Annotated in this window: 17 protein-coding genes; 9 read left to right on the top strand and 8 right to left on the bottom strand. The window is 62.7% G+C overall.

Annotated features, from left to right (window positions below; genetic code table 11):
• The first annotated feature begins 3 nt into the window (after nt 1-3).
• The 3 genes from smpB to ACP15N_RS13490 all read left to right on the top strand — a co-directional run bounded on the left by smpB (nt 4) and on the right by ACP15N_RS13490 (nt 2,630).
• A complete protein-coding gene (smpB, locus tag ACP15N_RS13480) occupies nt 4-486 on the top strand; it encodes an SsrA-binding protein SmpB (RefSeq protein WP_425092831.1) in 483 nt (160 codons plus the stop codon).
• Nucleotides 487-553: 67 nt separating this feature from the next.
• Nucleotides 554-1,438 carry a 3-mercaptopyruvate sulfurtransferase gene (sseA, locus tag ACP15N_RS13485; protein ID WP_425092832.1) on the top strand — a complete coding sequence of 295 codons (885 nt, stop codon included), beginning with the start codon at nt 554-556 and terminating at the stop codon, nt 1,436-1,438.
• A 13-nt stretch (nt 1,439-1,451) separates the two neighbouring features.
• Nucleotides 1,452-2,630 (top strand): aromatic amino acid transaminase, encoded by a 1,179-nt coding sequence (locus ACP15N_RS13490; protein ID WP_425092833.1) that lies wholly within the window; start codon nt 1,452-1,454, stop codon nt 2,628-2,630.
• 172 nt (nt 2,631-2,802) lie between these two features.
• Here the strand turns inward: ACP15N_RS13490 and ACP15N_RS13495 are convergent, their stop codons facing one another.
• Nucleotides 2,803-4,140, bottom strand: coding sequence for an ammonium transporter (locus tag ACP15N_RS13495; RefSeq protein ID WP_425092834.1), 1,338 nt, complete (start codon nt 4,138-4,140; stop codon nt 2,803-2,805).
• Between the two features lie 37 nt (nt 4,141-4,177).
• Nucleotides 4,178-4,516, bottom strand: coding sequence for a P-II family nitrogen regulator (locus tag ACP15N_RS13500; RefSeq protein ID WP_425092835.1), 339 nt, complete (start codon nt 4,514-4,516; stop codon nt 4,178-4,180).
• A gap of 283 nt (nt 4,517-4,799) precedes the next feature.
• Between ACP15N_RS13500 and ACP15N_RS13505 the strand changes: the two genes are divergently transcribed.
• On the top strand, nt 4,800-7,085 hold the full coding sequence (locus ACP15N_RS13505) for a transglycosylase domain-containing protein (protein ID WP_425092836.1): 2,286 nt from the start codon (nt 4,800-4,802) through the stop codon (nt 7,083-7,085).
• Between the two features lie 67 nt (nt 7,086-7,152).
• On the opposite strand, the gene ACP15N_RS13510 is transcribed toward ACP15N_RS13505, so the two are convergent.
• Together ACP15N_RS13510 and ACP15N_RS13515 are read right to left on the bottom strand one after the other, a co-directional pair.
• Nucleotides 7,153-7,758, bottom strand: coding sequence for an MlaC/ttg2D family ABC transporter substrate-binding protein (locus tag ACP15N_RS13510; protein WP_425092837.1), 606 nt, complete (start codon nt 7,756-7,758; stop codon nt 7,153-7,155).
• Entirely contained in the window at nt 7,748-8,554 is an 807-nt protein-coding gene (locus tag ACP15N_RS13515; protein WP_425092838.1) for an MlaA family lipoprotein, read from the bottom strand. The genes ACP15N_RS13510 and ACP15N_RS13515 overlap by 11 nt, the downstream gene beginning before the upstream one ends.
• 283 nt (nt 8,555-8,837) lie before the next feature.
• On the opposite strand from ACP15N_RS13515, the gene ACP15N_RS13520 reads away from it, so the two are divergent.
• Genes ACP15N_RS13520 through ACP15N_RS13530 form a run of 3 tightly spaced genes read left to right on the top strand, consistent with a single transcriptional unit; the run spans nt 8,838 to nt 11,210 of the window.
• A complete protein-coding gene (locus ACP15N_RS13520; RefSeq protein WP_425092839.1) occupies nt 8,838-9,650 on the top strand; it encodes a glycerophosphodiester phosphodiesterase family protein in 813 nt (270 codons plus the stop codon).
• 55 nt (nt 9,651-9,705) lie between these two features.
• On the top strand, nt 9,706-10,917 hold the full coding sequence (locus tag ACP15N_RS13525) for a GNAT family N-acetyltransferase (RefSeq protein ID WP_425092840.1): 1,212 nt from the start codon (nt 9,706-9,708) through the stop codon (nt 10,915-10,917).
• Nucleotides 10,914-11,210, top strand: a complete 297-nt coding sequence (locus tag ACP15N_RS13530; RefSeq protein ID WP_425092841.1) for a 4a-hydroxytetrahydrobiopterin dehydratase — start codon at nt 10,914-10,916, stop codon at nt 11,208-11,210. Before ACP15N_RS13525 ends, ACP15N_RS13530 begins: the two co-directional genes overlap by 4 nt.
• On the opposite strand, the gene ACP15N_RS13535 is transcribed toward ACP15N_RS13530, so the two are convergent.
• The 4 genes from ACP15N_RS13535 to ACP15N_RS13550 form a co-directional block, all read right to left on the bottom strand.
• Complete coding sequence (locus tag ACP15N_RS13535; RefSeq protein ID WP_425092842.1) at nt 11,173-12,132, bottom strand: Hint domain-containing protein; 960 nt, start codon at nt 12,130-12,132, stop codon at nt 11,173-11,175. The genes ACP15N_RS13530 and ACP15N_RS13535 overlap by 38 nt on opposite strands.
• An 82-nt stretch (nt 12,133-12,214) precedes the next feature.
• Nucleotides 12,215-13,507, bottom strand: coding sequence for a bifunctional folylpolyglutamate synthase/dihydrofolate synthase (locus tag ACP15N_RS13540; protein WP_425092843.1), 1,293 nt, complete (start codon nt 13,505-13,507; stop codon nt 12,215-12,217).
• A gap of 1 nt (nt 13,508) precedes the next feature.
• The gene (accD, locus tag ACP15N_RS13545; RefSeq protein ID WP_425092844.1) at nt 13,509-14,450 is read right to left on the bottom strand and encodes an acetyl-CoA carboxylase, carboxyltransferase subunit beta; all 942 of its coding nucleotides are present in this window, start codon (nt 14,448-14,450) and stop codon (nt 13,509-13,511) included.
• 76 nt (nt 14,451-14,526) lie between these two features.
• Nucleotides 14,527-15,423 carry a lysostaphin resistance A-like protein gene (locus ACP15N_RS13550; RefSeq protein WP_425092845.1) on the bottom strand — a complete coding sequence of 299 codons (897 nt, stop codon included), beginning with the start codon at nt 15,421-15,423 and terminating at the stop codon, nt 14,527-14,529.
• Nucleotides 15,424-15,580: 157 nt separating this feature from the next.
• On the opposite strand from ACP15N_RS13550, the gene ilvD reads away from it, so the two are divergent.
• Together ilvD and ACP15N_RS13560 are read left to right on the top strand one after the other, a co-directional pair.
• Nucleotides 15,581-17,314: a dihydroxy-acid dehydratase gene (ilvD, locus tag ACP15N_RS13555; RefSeq protein ID WP_425092979.1), complete on the top strand. Its 1,734-nt coding sequence runs from the start codon at nt 15,581-15,583 to the stop codon at nt 17,312-17,314.
• Nucleotides 17,286-17,933 (top strand): hypothetical protein, encoded by a 648-nt coding sequence (locus tag ACP15N_RS13560; RefSeq protein ID WP_425092846.1) that lies wholly within the window; start codon nt 17,286-17,288, stop codon nt 17,931-17,933. Before ilvD ends, ACP15N_RS13560 begins: the two co-directional genes overlap by 29 nt.
• Nucleotides 17,934-18,013 lie beyond the last annotated feature (80 nt).

Here is an 18,013-nt window from a genome sequence, read left to right on the forward strand (position 1 = left end):
GCCATGGCCAAAGCGCAGACACCCGAGGAAAAGAACTACAAAGTGATCGCCGAGAACCGGCGGGCTCGGCGCGAGTATGCGATCGAGGATGATCTGGAAGTCGGCATCCAGCTGATGGGGTCGGAGGTCAAATCGCTGCGGCAGGGCGGTGCACAGATCACCGAGTGTTATGCAGAGGTCGATGATGGCGAGCTGTGGCTGGTGAACAGCTACATCGCGCCCTACGAGCAGGCCAAGACGTGGAAGCACGAAGAGCGGCGGCGCCGCAAGCTGCTCGCTTCCCGCCGGGAGATCGCGCGAATGTGGAACGCCACCCAGCGGCAGGGCATGACCATCGTTCCGCTGGTGATGTATTTCAATCATCGCGGACTGGTGAAGATGAAGGTCGGCATCGCCAAGGGCAAGAAACTCGCCGACAAGCGCGCGACCGACGCCAAGCGTGACTGGAACCGCCAGAAGCAGCGCCTGCTGAAACAGCAAGGCTGAGCTGGATCAGGATTCGCGGCGGATTCGGTCCGAAAACTTGCCAGACCGGTCTGCGCTCGCTAGGCAAGTGGTCACGATAAGTGAAAAAGGCTATCCGCTCGTGTCCGCAGACGACCCCAAGACCCTCGTATCCACCGACTGGCTTGCAGCGCATCTGTCCGATCCCGATCTGCGCATTCTTGACGGAAGCTTCTATCTTCCGACAGAGGACCGGGATCCGCGCGCCGAGTATGACGCCGCGCATATTCCCGGTGCCCGGTTCGTGGACATCAACGAGATCAGCGACGCGCGCTCCGAGTTGCCACACATGGTCCCGCCGGTTGAGAAGTTCATCTCGCGCATGCGGTCGCTGGGGGTTGGCGACGGACATCAGGTCGTGGTCTATGACGGCGCCGGCCTCTTTTCGGCCGCGCGGCTGTGGTGGTTGTTCAAGCTGATGGGCAAGTCCGACGTTGCGGTTCTGGACGGGGGCCTTCCGAAGTGGCAGGCCGAAGGTCGAGAGGTCGAAGACCTGCCACCGGTTATCCGCGACCGCCACATCACGGTCCAGCGGCAGGCGCATCTGATCAAGGATGTCACCCAAGTTGCCGCAGCTTCGAAAATCGGCACGCCCCAGATCGTCGACGCGCGCTCCGCACCGCGGTTCCGGGGCGAAGAGCCCGAACCGCGCGCCGGCCTGCGCGCGGGCCACATCCCGGGCGCCCTGAACGTGCATTACAAGTCCTTGCTGAACGACGACAGCACGATGAAGGAAACCGATGCATTGCGCGCCGTGTTCGAGGAGGCGGGGGTGGACCTGAAGAAACCCGTCATCACCTCCTGCGGGTCGGGCGTGACGGCAGCGATCCTGAGCCTTGCCCTGGAACGTCTCGGGCATGGGCAGCACAGCCTGTACGACGGGTCGTGGACCGAATGGGGCTCCTATGGCGACCTGAAGGTCGCCACGGGCTGATACGGCCGGGGGCATGTTCGAAACCCTGACAGCCCGGACAACGGACTCCATTCTGACCCTGATGCAGGCGTTTCGGGACGATCCGCGCGATGACAAGATCGACCTAGGCGTGGGTATCTGGCGCGAACCGGACGGTACAACGCCGGTCTTCAAGGCCGTCAAGGCCGCAGAACAACATCTTTGGCGGACCCAGGAGACCAAGGCTTATGTCGGCATGCTGGGGGATTCCGCTTTCCATACGGCAGTCGCACAGCTCTTGTTCGGGCAAGCGCCGCAGCGCATGGCGGCCGCTGCAACCGTTGGGGGCACGTCGGCCGTGCGGCAATTGCTGGCGCTGACCCGCGTCGCACGACCCGATGCCACGATCTGGATTCCACGGCAAACTTGGCCGAACCACTGGGCGCTCGCGCAGGATCTTGGCCTGTCGGCGCAGCCCTACGCGTGGCTTGACCGCGCCGCCTGCGTCTTGGACCGAGATGCAGTGCTACGCGATCTATCGGGCGTGCAGGCGGGCGATGTTGTGATCCTGCATGCGTGCTGCCACAACCCGACCGGAGCTGACCCGGACCCGGATTTGCAGGCGGCCATTCTGAACGTGCTGCAACGCAACGGGGCGGTGCCCCTGATCGACGCCGCCTATCTTGGCTTTGCGGATACGCCCGAGGCTGACGCGGGATGGATACGCCAAGCCGCCGCGTGCCTGCCTGAGGTTCTAATCGCCTTCTCAGGTTCCAAAAGCTTCGGACTATACCGCGAGCGTGTGGGGCTGGCATTCGTGTTGTCGGACCATGCGGGGGTCGTGCAAAGCCATCTCGCGGTTCTGAATCGGATGGATTTCACCTTTCCACCGGACCATGGCGCACGAGTTGTGACGGAGATCCTGAACGATGCCGATCTGCGGCGCTCTTGGACGGAAGAACTGGGCAGCATCCGCGGAACGCTCAGAACATCGCGCCAGAGGCTCGCGCAGGCCTTGCGAGCAGAGCTGCAATCGGACCTTTTTGACGTGCTGACCGATCAGGTGGGCATGTTCGCCCTTCTGCCACTGGATGAAACCCGCGTAGCGCATCTGCGGGAAGTTCATGGCATCTACATGGTTGGCGATGGGCGGATCAATCTGGCGGGGGTCACCGAGGAAACCTGCCCGAGGATCGCCAGCGCACTGGCCGAAGTCATGCGCGGGCGCGGCTAAAAAAACGCCGCGGGGCTTACCGCGGCGCAGTCTATGCACTGGAGGGAATATTGGCCCGCTTTGGGCCAGGAAAACTGCCCGAACAGGGCGGAAATCGTTAAACGAAATCTTCTGAAAAACCCGGGCGAGCAAGCCCGCCCGGGAAGGTATCAGGTTGATCAGGAAGGAGGGATCAACCCTTGGAGAACTCCGGATAGGCTTCCATGCCCATTTCGGCCATGTCGAGCCCGTTGATTTCGGTCTCTTCGCTCACCCGCAGGCCCATTGTGGCCTTCAGGATGAACCACACGATGGCGGAGACGACGACCACGAACGCACCGACGATGACGATGGAAGTCAACTGGACCATCAGGCTCGCATCGGGGTTCGTCAGAACCACCGCGATTGTGCCCCAGATACCCGCGATCAGGTGAACCGGGATCGCGCCGACGACGTCGTCGATCTTCATCTTGTCGAGCATCGGAACCGTGAAGACCACGATCACACCACCGATGGCCCCGATAAGCGTTGCCATGCCCAGCGACGGTGTCAGAGGCTCAGCCGTGATGGACACGAGGCCTGCCAGGGCGCCGTTGAGAACCATCGTAAGGTCAGGCTTCTTGTAGAGCACCTGCGTCAGGATCAGTGCCGTGATTGCACCGCCTGCGGCTGCCGTGTTGGTGTTGGCAAAGATACGGCTGACGTCAGCCACGTCACCGATGGATCCCATCGCCAGCTGCGAGCCGCCGTTGAAACCGAACCAGCCGAGCCACAGGATGAACGTACCCAGGGTTGCCAGCGCGAGGTTGGAACCCGGCATCGGATGGATCTTGCCTGTGGAGTCGTACTTCCCAAGGCGCGGCCCAAGGATGATCGCACCAACCAGAGCGGCCCAGCCACCCACGGAGTGCACAACGGTCGAGCCCGCGAAGTCGAGGAAACCCATCTCGTCCAGGAAACCACCGCCCCACTTCCACGACGCCTGCAGCGGGTAGATGATGGAGGTCAGGATGATCACGAAGATCAAGAAGGGCCACAGTTTGATCCGCTCGGCCAGAGTACCCGAGACGATCGAAGCGGTCGTCGCACAGAACATCAGCTGGAAGAAGAAGTCCGACGCGGTCGACGCATAGCCGTAGTCATCCACGGCATCTGCCGCAACGCCCACAGGCTCAAGCACGCCCACAGCCGGGAACAGAGCGGAGAAGTAGCCTTCGATTGCCCAGGACCCCAGCGGGTACATCAGGTTGTAACCGATCAGGTAATAGAAGATCGATGCCAGCGAGTAGAGCGCGACGTTCTTGGTCAGCTGCATCGTGACGTTCTTGGACCGGACCAGACCGGCCTCCAGCATCGCAAAACCCGCAGCCATCCAGAACACCAGGAAGCCACCGATCAGGAACAGCAGGGAGTTGAGGATAAACACGACATCGGTCGGAACGGCGGCAGGCACTTCGGCGTCCTGCGCCAGACCCATCGACGGGAGCGCGACCGCTGCTACCGCAAGGGGGAGGAATTTCGTCATTTTCATTTCATTGAAGCCTTTCTCGAAGGATCACTTGCGCGCGTTACAGCGCGTCGTCGTTGGTTTCGCCCGTCCGAACGCGCACGGCTTGCTGCACGTCGAGGACGAAGATCTTGCCGTCGCCGATCTTGTCGGTCTTGGCGGTTTTCTGGATGGTCTCAACGACCTGATCAGCCATGGCAGCGCTGACCACGATTTCCAGTTTGACCTTCGGGACGAAGTTCACGGCGTATTCCGCGCCGCGGTAGATTTCGGTATGACCGGACTGCGAGCCGAAGCCCTTGATCTCGGTGACCATCATGCCGCGCACGCCGATGGACGTCAGCGCTTCACGCACTTCCTCCAGCTTGAACGGTTTGATTGCTGCGATGATTAGTTTCACTATTGTTACCCCTTCCTTTTGCAGTGTCCCTGCGAGAGTTCACGGGCGCACAACAGAACGTGTGCGTCCGAGCTTCAACGAAACTGCGCGCATAACGCACAACTGAGAGTTGTTTTCGCACATTTTTTGCACATTTCCTATCTTTTGCTTATTTTTTGATCAAACCAAGAATGGCAATTCTGTGTCCCGTGGGTGCCCTTCTGAGTCGAAGCGGCATATATTCGGGTAAAGCCACCGGTGTCGCGGAGCGGCATTTACAAGACCTTCAGGGCAGGCACGGCGTATGAGTACAGGCAATCGCAAGGGTCCCGTGCTGCGGGCCGACAAACGGCCCGCGAAAAAGGCCGCAAAACCCCGTGCGTCCTCCGGATGGCTTTCGGGGCTGTTTACCAAGCGCACCGCCAAGCCGAAGCCGACCAGGCGCAAGGCGGCTACGCCCAAGAAAGCAGCACCCGCGCGGGCACGCAAAGCAGCGCCGAAAGCCAAGGGCAAGACTTGGGTCGGGCGCATGGTGCGCCGCGTGTTGGGATGGGTTTTTGGCCTGATTTTCGCGATCACCTGGCGTGTTTCGGCCGTGGTCCTTCTGATTGTTCTGGGCTTTACCGGCTATCACTATGCGCAATTGCCGCCCGCATTGGAGCTGACAGACGGACGTGTCCGCGGCTCCGTCACCTTGCTGGACCGTAACGGCGATGTGTTTGCCTGGCGCGGGGATCAGTTCGGCGGAATCATCACGGCGGACACGGTGTCGCCTGATCTGAAGAACGCGATCATCGCGACAGAAGACCGGCGCTTCTACAGGCACTTCGGCGTGTCCCCCCGCGGCATTGCAAGCGCAGTGCGGATCAATCTGCGCGAAGGGCGCGGCCCGTTGCAGGGTCATGGCGGCTCTACGATCACACAGCAGGTGGCCAAGCTGTTGTGCCTTGGTGTGCCATATGACCCTGCCTCCGGCATGACGGAAGCGGAGTACGAGACCGACTGTCGGGGCGGCGGCATCACCCGCAAGCTGCGCGAGGTCCCCTTTGCCCTGGCGCTGGAGGCCAAGTACACCAAGGATGAGATCCTGACGATCTATCTGAACCGCGCCTATCTTGGCGCGGGCGCGCGGGGGTTCGCAGCCGCGTCTCAGCGTTATTTCGGAAAGTCCGCCGCGGATGTCGACCCGGCGGAAGCGGCCATGCTGGCCGGCCTGCTGGTCGCGCCATCGCGATTCGCACCCACCTCCGATCTGGAACGGTCTCAGGCCCGCGCCGCCACGATCGTCCGCCTGATGCAGGACCAGGGATTTCTGTCCAGCACCGAAGCCGCGGTCGCCATCGCCAACCCAGCGACCCTGTCCGAGGCTGCGGAAAAGCGCGCAGGCGGCTATTTCGCCGACTGGGTGATGGACACCGCACCCTCGTACCTGTCGTCACAGACGACCGAAGATGTGATCATCCGGTCCACGCTGGATCAGGGCATTCAAACAGCTGCCGAGGATGCGCTGAAATACATCTTCGAAACCAAGGTCAGCGCGGGGTCGAAGGCGCAGGCGGCGATTGTCGTGATGTCCGCCGATGGCGCGGTACGGGCCATGGTTGGCGGGCGCAAACTCCAAGTGTCCGGTGCCTTCAACCGCGCGACACAGGCCTTGCGGCAGACCGGTTCTGCCTTCAAGCCGTTTGTGTACGCAGCTGCGTTGGACCTTGGGTGGCGGTATGACGATCTGATCCTCGATGCACCGCTGACGCTGAACATTCCCGGCTCGGGGCCGTGGTCGCCGCGCAACTACACGAACCAGTTCTATGGCAACGTGACCCTGACTCATGCGCTCAAGACTTCGCTCAACACCCCTGCTGTGCGCTTGTCCGAAGACGTGGGGCGCGAAAATGTCCGCAAGGTCGCGACCGAATTCGGCATCGCACGCGACATGGCCGAAGGCCCCGCACTGGCGTTGGGCGCCTCGGAGTCGACCCTGCTGGAGATGACCGCTGCTTACGCGGGCATCCTGAACGGCGGATCAAGCGTCGCGCCTTACGGGCTCAGCGAATTGCGCCTTCTGGATGACCCGGAGCCAATTCTGGGCCAAACGGGCGGCATCGGGGAACGGGTCATCACGCAAGGGGCCGCAGATCAGCTGATCTACATGATGAACCAGGTCGTGGAATCGGGCACCGGCCAGCGCGCAAAACTTCCCGACGGCCGCCCGGCCGCCGCCAAGACAGGCACGACACAAGCCGCGCGGGACGCGTGGTTCGTCGGCTTCACGGCCGACTACGTGGCCGGTGTCTGGATGGGCTATGATGACAACACCCCCCTGACGGGGGTGACGGGCGGCGGCCTTCCGGCAGAAATCTGGCGTGAGACCATGGCTCGCGTGCACGAGGGCGACCCGATCCGCCAACTGCCGATGACCCTGCCGCCACCGCGCGTCGCGGAACTCCAACCGCAGCAACAAGGGACGTCCGGCAACCGTAACGTGCGCACCCCTGAGTCTCTGCGCGAGGCTGCGGATCAGTTCCGCCGTGACGTGAATGAAGTGGAAAATGCCATCGGGGGTGTGCTGCGGCAGCTCTTTGGCAATTGACCCGACAACAAAAGGCGCGCCACCGGGGCGCGCCTTGGTATCTCAGAAACCAGTTAAGCCCGGCGACCTAGCCCGCCTGACGCAGATCCGCGATCATGGCGTCGATATCCCCGCGCCGCCGGTCGATCATCGCGCCGATCTCTGTCCGTTCCGAGGTGTTCATGTTCACGCCCTCGACGATGATGTTGAACACACGGTCGCTGCCGGAGCGGTCTGACACGAGAAACACGACGTCGAACGGACTTTCACCCTTGAGATACGCGGTGGAACGCACCTCGTAAAAGGTGCGAATCGGACGCGCCGACTTCACCTCGACCCGACCGCCGATAAAGTCACGGAATTGCTTGCCGTACTTACGCGACACATAGCCTGCGAACGCCTCGGTAAACGCGCGGCGCTGCGATGCCGATGCCGTGCGCCATTCAACGCCCATCACGGACTGCGCGATTATCGGCAGGTCCGCGTATGTCTTGAAGATACGTTCGAACTCGCGATAGAGCGACGGCCCGGTCTTGCCCGAATTCACAGTGCGCTGGATGTCGTCGACCAGCTTGGTGACGAGCGAAGACGCCCCTTGAGAGGTCAACGCGAAAGACGGACCTGACAGCCCAAGCGCCGCCCCCGCAGCGGCCATCAGGGACAGGGCAGAGCGACGGGACAGGTTATTGGGCATAGGGGTCCTCGTAAGGGTCTACGAAAAGGTCATTGTCCAGGGGCACGTCCGAAAACGGGTCCTCGTAAGGATCCAGATAGTCGGGACCTGCATTGCTTCCAAGGCGGAATCGGCGGTTCTGAAGGTAAACAATTCGTGCCTGCGCATAGCTGTCCACACTGTCGTAGAGCGCCGCGTCAATGGCCGCGCGCCGGTCATCACGGATTTTCAGCGCATCGAGAACGAACAGGCTGGCCTGGAGCGTCGCCCCGTCGAAGAAGCCCAGAACAAGCCCCAGAGGGTCCAGCACGATGTCCACGCCACGTCCGACGAAACGCCGTGTCGTCTGCGGCCCGAAGAACGGCACCTCCAGGTACGGCCCCTCCGCAACGCCCCAAACGTACATCGTTTCTCCGAAATCCGTGTCGTCTTCGGGGATACCCATCTCGCTGGCGACATCGAACAGCCCGCCGATCCCGATGGTGGAGTTCGTCAGAAACCGCAGGGTCGAATAGGTGACGCCGTCGATATCCGCTTGGAATACGTTGTTCACTGCATTCAGCGGCTCGCCCACATTGCTGAAAAAGTTGGCAATGCCCTGCACCACCGGATCCGGGGTCACGGTGACGTAAATACGGGAGGCATCGCGCACCACGGCGCGGTCCAGCCCCTTGTTGAACGCATGCATGCTGCGGTTGGCGCCTTCAAAAGGGTCATTGATGGCGTCGGGCGGCTGCGACGTGGCGCAAGCCCCGAGCACCCCCAGCGTCATGATCGCAAGACAAATCCGAAACAGGCGGCCAATTTCATGAGGCATGGGAATGGAATATCCGAATAGGGGCACAATCACACGATGATAGGACGAAGACATAGAACACGCTTCAGAATATTGAAAGCACCAGCGGTCCGTCGCCGACCCGCTACCGTATTTGTGAACCGCGCGTGGCCTGCACGCCGCAAAAAACCGCGCGTTGGGTCGCAGCCATTGCACGGACAATGGAGCATGCTCCGAAACGTCACAACTGCCTTGAACGCCTCTTGACTATTCATGCGTTGCGCTTGTGACTGCCGGCACACGCGTCCCGAACGGGGTCATCAAGATGAAGCCTGCAAGTGCTGTCGCATCGCATGTGCCGCTACCGCTCGAGTTTCTGGGCGTGCCACTGGCGCACCGGGGTCTGCACGACCAAGCCCGGAATGTGATTGAGAACAGCCTCGGGGCCGTGCGCGCGGCTGTTGATGCCGGGTACGGGATCGAGTTGGACGTGCAGCCGACCCGCGACGGAGACGCGGTGGTGTTTCATGACCCACTTCTGGACCGTTTAACATCGGAACGCGGAGCCGTTGCGGATCGCACAACGTCGGAATTGACACGCCTGGCGCTGCTCGGCGGTGACGGAGACCGCATTCCGACGCTGTCGCAGGTGCTGGCGGATGTCGCGGGCCGCGTTCCGGTTCTGATCGAACTGAAGGACCAGTCGGGGTGTTTTGGCCCTGAGCCCGACCCGCTCGCGCGCGCTGTGGCGCGTGCCCTCCGTGGGTATACCGAGCCCACGGCAGTGATGTCGTTCAACCCACACAGCGTGGCGCATCTTGCCCGCCTTTCTCCGCAAACGCCACGCGGTCTGACAACCAAGCGCTTCCTGCCACGTGGTGGTCTGACATATCGCATGGCCGCACGTCTGAACCGGTTCGAATTGTTCGAGGAGGTCGGCGCAAGCTTCATTAGCCATGACCGACGCAGCCTTAGCGCCCATGCAGTGGTCGCCTTGCGCAACAAGGGCGTCCCGATCCTCACCTGGACAATCAAATCGCCCCGGCAGGAACGTGTCGCGCGCCGCGTTGCCCACAACATCACATTCGAAGGATACACGCCGTCGCCCAGACCCGCATCCGGCGGACCGATCACTTGACGCCGCCCGGGGGCGACCCATGTGGTCGCGCACGCACGAACAGCCATGCGAGCCCATGACCGCACATCCCTCTGACATGCCGGAAACCGAGGCTCGGATCGAAGTCTCCGTTCTGACCTCGCTTGCCCAGATAGAGGCGGCAGACTGGGACGCGTGTGCCTGCCCGGAAGCCACGGATGGGGGTCGGCCCCGCGACCCGTTTACGACGCACCGCTTTCTGTCGGCGCTCGAAGTCTCCCGCTCTGTCGGCGTGGGAACGGGATGGACGCCGCAATACCTCGTGGCCCGACGCAACGGCGAGGTGATTGGCGTCGCGCCGCTTTACGCCAAATCGCACAGCCAGGGTGAGTTCATCTTCGACCACAACTGGGCCCATGCCTACGAGCGCGCAGGCGGGCGCTATTACCCGAAGTTCCAGATGGCCGTGCCTTTTACTCCGGCGACGGGGCGGCGTTTTCTGACCAGGCCCGGCTTCGAGGGGATTGGGCGCGCTGCCCTCGTGCAAGGGGCCGTTCAGATTGCCGAGCAGAACGGGATCAGTTCGGTCCATATCACTTTCTGCACCGAAGACGAGGCGCAGGCAGGCGCCGCGATGGGCTTGATGGCACGCGCCAGTCAGCAGTTTCACTGGGAAAATCGGGGCTATGCCGATTTTGACGCGTTTCTGGCCGATCTGTCCTCGCGCAAACGTAAGAACATCCGCAAGGAACGGGCCACGGCACACGCGTTCGGCGGAGAGATTGTCGCGCTGACCGGAGATGACCTTCAGCCCGAGCATTGGGATGCGTTCTGGCGGTTTTATCAGGACACCGGCGCGCGCAAATGGGGCACCCCGTACCTGACCCGCGCGTTTTTCGATGCAGCACAAGACACCCTGCGGAATGACATGCTGCTGATCCTCGCGCTGCGCACCGGTCGGCCCATTGCCGGCGCACTGAATTTCATCGGCCGCGAGACGCTTTACGGGCGGTACTGGGGTGCGATCGAGGACGTCCCCTGCCTGCATTTCGAAGCCTGTTATTATCAGGCGATCGACTACGCCATCGCACACGGCATGGCCTGTGTCGAAGCCGGGGCGCAGGGCGCCCACAAGCTGGCCCGCGGATACCTGCCGGTGACAACCCATTCGCTGCACTGGGTTCGTGACCCCGGGTTCGCGGAGGCGATCCAGACCTATCTGGAAGCCGAGCGTGACGCGGTGGATGACGAGATCGAGGTCCTGACCAAGTACGGACCCTTCAAGAAGACGAGGAGCGAGGACGAATGACCGAGAAACTGACAGGGGCCGCGCGCGATGCGGCAATGGCCGAACTTGGGGCATCCGGGTGGTCGGAAGCCGCCGATCGCGACGCCATATCCAAGAGCTTCGTTTTCACGGATTTCACCGAGGCTTTCGCGTTCATGACCCGCGCTGCGCTTTATGCCGAGAAATGGGATCACCATCCCGAATGGTTCAATGTCTACAAGACCGTGGACGTGACCCTGACCACCCATGATGCGGGCGGCGTGTCGGAGCTTGACGTCAAGCTTGCGCGCAAGATGGATGCTCTGGCGGGCTGAAACCGGCCCCCAAGACCATCGCGCCGGTCACGCGCGCCTCATGCCGGTTCAGCACCCGGCGCGCGCATGGCCCATACGCCCAATCGTGTTCAGCCAGTTCCGGCATCAGCATCAAGAGTTCCTCTCGGGCGGCTTGCGTAAACCCGTCGAGCGCGACCGGCCCCGGATGCAGGCTTTCGGTTGGCACCCCTTCGGAAAACACCACCTCATGGCGCGCAAAGAGCAGGTGCACATACGTCACGCTTGGTTGTGGCGTGGTGCGGACTGAGACCCCATCGACGAGGTGACAGGCCGGGATCAACGTCTCCGTGGTGTCAAACAGCATCGCCAAACGGCCGTCACGCACGAGAACCCGGTGCTGGGGCGAGACACGCAGCGGGGCGTCGTTGCCCAACGCGCCGGGGGCGAACTCCACCGGGGCGCACTTGCCGATCCCCGGCAAGGTGCGCTGCCCGACCCAAACCAGACGTTGCGGACCATGATCCAGCGTTTCGACCCAGTCGCCTGCGCGCAGGTCCTCCACCAGGGCCACGCCACCGGGCACGGCGATACGGGTGCCCGCCACGAAACAGGGCGGCGTGACAGAGGACAAGGGCACATCCGTGGAGTTGGGCACCCATTCCGAGCCCGCTGCGACACCGGGCTTGAGCACGGTGCCGTCCGTGGCCATGAAGTGCTTGTCGCCATTGCTGAGGTAAAAGGTGACGCCCTCGATCTCCACCGGGCCGGTGTCGGTATCGACGGTGATCTTATCCCCCAGATAAGACGCGGTAATGCGCACTCCGTTGATCTGATCCCCGGGGCCGATATCGCTATCGTCGTCCATATCGGTCAGCGTGATTTCCGCAGGCTCCAGAACCGTGCCGTTGGTCAACCCATAGGCATCGTTCGGATATCCAAGCGTTTGATGGTCTGTCGGCAAAACGGCGACTCCGGCACAAGCAAGTTCACCGTTCGTTCTGGCAGGTTAGTCCTTGTTTCTGGTTAACGCCGGCCCAACTTGATCAGTGGGGCAGCGTCCGGTTCTGGCGCAGCACCTCACCGGCCAGATAGAGCGAGCCGCAAATAATCACGCGCCGAGCCCCGGTTTGCGCGAGGGTGCGCACGGCGGCCTCCACCGAGGGCGCTGTCATAGCCTTGATCCCCGCCGCCTGCGCGGCGGCCCGGGTTTCCTCGGCACTCAATGTGGCCGCCTCCCCCGGGATGGACACGGCGGTCAGGCTTTCCGAGACCTTGGCAAGCGGGTTCAGAAACCCTGCGACGTCCTTTGTCCTGAGCATTCCGCAAATGACATGCGTGCCGGGCACCGGGTGGCTGGCGAGGTAAGCCGCCAGCGCCGCACCGGCCTGCGGGTTATGTCCCCCGTCAAGCCACATCTCGGCATCTGGAAGCAGGGCTTTCAAGTGCCCTTGGGTCAGCTTCTGCATCCGGGCGGGCCAGACCGCCTGCGTCATCGCGGCCTCCGGATTGCCTGCATCCAGTGCCCGCAGAACCGCCAACGCGGCCCCGGCATTGTCCATCTGGTGCGTGCCGGGCAAGGCGGGCAATGGCAGATCGAGAAGCCCGCGCTCGTCCTGGTACACCAGCCGCCCGCGTTCCTCGTAAACGTGCCAGTGCTGGCCCTGTGCCAGCACCGGAGCCCCACAACGTTCTGCCTGCGCCTCGATCACTTCAAGCGCGGCCTCGTCCTGACGGGTGACGACGCAAGGCACCCCCCGCTTGATGATTCCCGCCTTTTCACGCGCGATCTCCGGCAGCGTGTTTCCCAGAAACTGCTGATGGTCATAGGAGACCGGCGTAATCACCGTCACCGCTGGCTGATCGATGACATTTGTCGCGTCCAGCCGACCGCCCAGCCCGACTTCCAGCAACGTGTAGTCCGCCTGCATGCGGGAGAACGCCAAAAAGGCTGCCACCGTGGTGATCTCGAAATAGGTGATCGGCGCGCCATCGTTCGCGGCCTCGCATTCCTCCAGAACGTCCAGCAGCGCGTCTTCGGAAATCAGCGTGCCCGCCAGCCGGATGCGTTCATGAAAACGCGCCAGATGGGGCGAGGTATAGACGTGACACCGCGCCCCCGCGCCCTCCAGCCCGGCGCGGATCATCGCCAGCGTGGAGCCTTTGCCATTGGTCCCCGCAACGTGGATCACAGGGGGCAGCTTGCGTTCCGGGTGGTCCAGCGCCCCCAGCAAACGCCAGACCCTGTCCAGCACGAGGTCGATCACCTTGGGGTGAAGCGCCATCAAGCGGGCAAGAACCCGGTCAGAACCCTGAGTACGGGCCGGATCGCAGGTCATCTCAGCCCTCGGGCGCGTCAGCCGGTTTGGACTGCTGAGCCGGAACCGGCGAGGTTTCCGGCGACGGTGCGGGCAAATCACCTTTGATCTGCGGTCCCTGCCCCGTCAGCATCCGAGTGATCCGGATCAACTCGTCGCGCATGGCCATACGATGTGTGACACGGTCCAGCATCCCGTGATCCAGCAGGTACTCGGCCCGCTGGAACCCCTCGGGCAGCTTCTCGCGGATCGTTTGCTCGATAACGCGCGGCCCGGCAAAACAGATCAGCGCGTTCGGCTCGGCAATCTGGACATCACCGAGCATCGCGTAAGACGCCGTTACCCCACCTGTGGTCGGATGGGTCAGTACGACAATGTAGGGAAGTCCGGCTTCCTTCAGCATCTGCACGGCCACCGTGGTGCGCGGCATCTGCATCAGGCTCAGAATACCCTCCTGCATGCGCGCGCCACCAGCGGCAGAGAACAGGATCAGCGGGCGCTTCAGTTCCACCGCGCGGGTCGCTGCTGCGACGATCGCATTGCCGACATACATCCCCATGGAGCCGCCCATGAAACTGAAGTCCTGCGCGGCAGAGACGATGGGCGTGCGCCCGATCTCGCCTTCGGCGACCAGCATTGCTTCTTTCTCGCCGGTCGCCTTCAGCGCGGCTTTCATCCGCTCGGGATACTTCTTCTGGTCCTTGAAGTGCAGCGGATCAGCGACCGGTTCAGGCACCTCGACCTCGCTGAAGATGCCGCCGTCGAACAGCGCATGAAACCGATCACGCGGCGTGATCGCCATGTGATGGTTGCAACTGACGCAGACATTCAGGTTCTGTGCCAGTTCCCGGTGAAACAGCATGGTTCCGCATTCCGGGCATTTCGTCCACAGGTTCTCGGGCATCTCGCGGCGCGAAAACAGCGAGTTGATCTTGGGGCGGACGTAGTTGGAAATCCAGTTCATCGGAGCGGCGTATCCTTGGGGCGGGCCTGAAACGCCCTGACGCGTCGGAAATAAGCGGCGCCGCTCGGAATTGCAATCAAACCCGCAGCGCGCGCCGGACCAGATACCAGACGAAGACTGTCAGGATCATGTCGAGGATCAGGAATGGCAAGATCGCGCCGGTGTCGTCGATCGGCATGTCGGTCAGGTAAAGTGCAAGACCCGTGATACTGCCGGGGACACCTACGCCAAGGATGGCGACAAGGTTATTGGCGAAATGCATCCCCCAGGCCGCCATGATCGACCCGGTCCGTGCGGTCAGATCAGCCGCCACCAGCCCGAAGACCCCGGCGGCGAGCGCCACGAAAGGCGCACTCGCACCGGCACTTGCGATTTCGAAATGCGCGACGCCAAACAGCGCGCTCGGGAGCACGCCCCAGACCAGAAACGAGTTGAAGCGCGCGCCAAGCTGTTGCTGCAGGTATCCGCGAAACACCAATTCCTCTGCGCCGGTCTGCACGGCAATCAGCACGAGCGCCGGAATCAGAAACAGCGCCCAGCGTGCAGGATCCAGATTGGGACTCAAGTCCGCAAAGGGCAGCGACACCGCCATCGTAACGCCGGTCACCGCCAACGACACGCCGGTGGCGTACCAGAATTCGCGTCCACGCCGTCCGGAGATGCCGAACAAGGTACCGGGACCGCGCTTGTGCACCAGTCGCACGGCCAGAATTAACGCCAGAACCAGCACACCGAACGTGCTGAGCAGCAACAGGACCGAGACGGGGGTGTCGCCAACACCCACTCCGGTGGCAAAGGCGGCGACCTCCGGCATGGCGGGTGCCAGCAAGAACATCGCGGACACGATGAACGCGACCGATCCCCCGACATAAAGCGCAATCGTGATCACCGTGCCCAGAACCAACCACCAGATTTCCGTCCGGGGTTGCACAAGGCCTGTCATCTCGTCGAAGCGGTCATAGGGGTCACTCATGGTCGCGACGCTAGGCGGGCCGCGCGGGATGGGCAAGCACCCCGGTAAGTTGGTTGCTGGAATTGCGCAAGGCACGGCTCGGCGCTTGTCTCCGACGGCCCGAGCGCGTATCCCAACCGGCAATTCAGATCAGTACCCAGCCCATGGGGAGGCCACCATGCTCAAGCGTCCGTTCGACAAATCCAAGTTGCCCAGCCGACACGTCACCGAGGGGCCATCGCGCGCCCCTCATCGGTCCTATTACTATGCCATGGGCATGACGGAAGAGGAGATCCACCAACCGCTGGTTGGGGTTGCAACCTGCTGGAACGAGGCCGCGCCCTGCAACATCGCGCTGAACCGTCAGGCCCAGGCGGTGAAGATGGGCGTGAAACAGGCCTACGGCACCCCACGTGAGTTTACCACGATCACCGTGACCGACGGGATCGCCATGGGGCACGAGGGCATGCGCTCCTCGCTGGCGTCCCGCGAGGCGATTGCCGACACGGTGGAACTGACCATGCGCGGGCATTGCTATGATGCAATCGTGGGTCTGGCGGGGTGTGACAAATCCCTGCCCGGCATGATGATGGCCATGGTGCGGTTGAACGTGCCGTCGGTCTTCATCTACGGAGGCTCTATCCTGCCGGGCCGCTTGCACGGTGAGGACGTGACCGTGCAGGACGTTTTCGAAGCGGTCGGCAAGCATCAGGCCGGGAATTACTCGGATGCCGAGCTCGAAGTTCTGGAGCGGGTCGCCTGCCCGTCCGCCGGGGCCTGCGGCGGCCAGTTCACCGCCAACACGATGGCCTGCGTGTCCGAGGCGATCGGTCTTGCGCTGCCCAACTCCGCCGGCGCACCGGCCCCCTATGAAAGCCGCGACCAGTATTGCGAGGCGTCTGGCCGCATGGTGATGGACCTGATCGAAAAGAACATCCGCGCCCGGGATATCGTGACCCGCAAATCGCTGGAAAACGCGGCCCGGATCGTGGCCTGCACCGGTGGTTCGACCAATGCCGGTCTGCACTTGCCCGCCATCGCCCATGAGGCCGGGATCGAGTTCACCCTTGAAGATGTGTGCGAGATTTTCCGCGATACGCCCTATTTCGTGGACCTCAAGCCGGGCGGCACTTACGTGGCAAAGGACATGTACGAGGCAGGCGGCGTGCCCGTCGTCATGCGTGAACTGCGTCGCGCGGGACTGATCCATGAGGATTGCTTGACCGTGACCGGCTATTCCATCGGCGAGGAACTCGACAAGGTCTCGTTGGAAGCTGATGGTCGCGTGATCTATCCGGTCGACAAGCCCCTCTCGACCACGGGCGGGGTGGTCGGCCTGAAGGGCAATCTTGCCCCCGAAGGCGCCATCGTGAAGATCGCGGGCATGACCGAAGACCAGCTGACCTTCACCGGCCCCGCGCGGGTCTTCGAATGCGAGGAAGACGCGTTCGAGGCCGTGCAGAAGCGCACCTACTCCCAAGGCGACGTGTTCGTGATCCGCAACGAAGGCCCGGCAGGAGGCCCGGGCATGCGGGAAATGCTGGCCACCACGGCCGCCCTTTCGGGACAGGGAATGGGTAAAAAAGTGGCACTCATCACCGATGGCCGTTTCTCCGGCGCCACACGTGGCTTCTGCGTCGGCCATGTTGGCCCAGAGGCCGCCCATTGCGGCCCGATTGCCTTGCTGCAAAACGGCGACATGATTACCATTGATGCAAGGAAGGGCGAGATTTCGGTCGCTTTGTCGGATGCGGAACTCGCTCAGAGAAAAGAGCAATGGGCAGGCCCGCGGGAGACGATTTATGCCTCCGGTGCACTTTGGAAGTACGCGCAGCTTGTGGGCTCGACCCGGCTCGGCGCTGTCACCCATCCGGGGGCACGTGATGAAAAACACATCTACGCTGACCTTTAGGCGCTTGCGCGCTCTGGCGCTGGCAGGGGTCGGCTTGCTGACACTGGCCGGATGCTTGCAGGTGCCGGGGGGCGGGGGAACCGCGCAGCGCGAGGTTACGGTTTCGCGCAGTGCGGTCACGATCGCCGGTCCGAGCGGGTTCTGCGTCGACACCGAAAGCCTGCGCAACGATCAGGACAGCGCGTTTGTTCTGCTGGGCAACTGTGCTGCAATCGCGCAGACGGCCCGCTATCCGCAACCGGAGGTTCGCGCCCTGTTGACCGCCGCCGTTCAGGAAACCGGCGGCCTGTCGATCAAGGATCAAAGCGCAGAGGTCACAGCATATCTCAAGACCGAAGATGGCCGCGCCATGCTAAGCCGGGCAGGCCGCGCTGACAGCGTCGCCATTCTCGACACGCGCAAATCCGGCGACGTGCTGTTCCTGCACGCGCTCGACAAAAGCCCGGGCTACGTGCCGGGCATGTCGGCGGAACAATGGCGCGCAATCTTCGACCTCGAAGGCACGGTGATTTCGCTGACCGTCATCGGGTTTGATGACGCCCCGCTGACCGCCGAAGCCGGCAAAGCAATGGTGCGCGAGTTCGCGAGCGTGATCCGGCGCGAGAATGCGGGCCGCTAGTATACCTTGCCGGGCCGTGGGAAAGATTAGACTTTCTCAATATGTCCGAGATACTTTAGCGCTACTTAACTTTGCCCCTG

Origin of the sequence: Tropicimonas sp. S265A, assembly GCF_049800835.1 — a bacterium.
In the GTDB taxonomy this organism is placed as follows: Bacteria; Pseudomonadota; Alphaproteobacteria; order Rhodobacterales; family Rhodobacteraceae; genus Dinoroseobacter.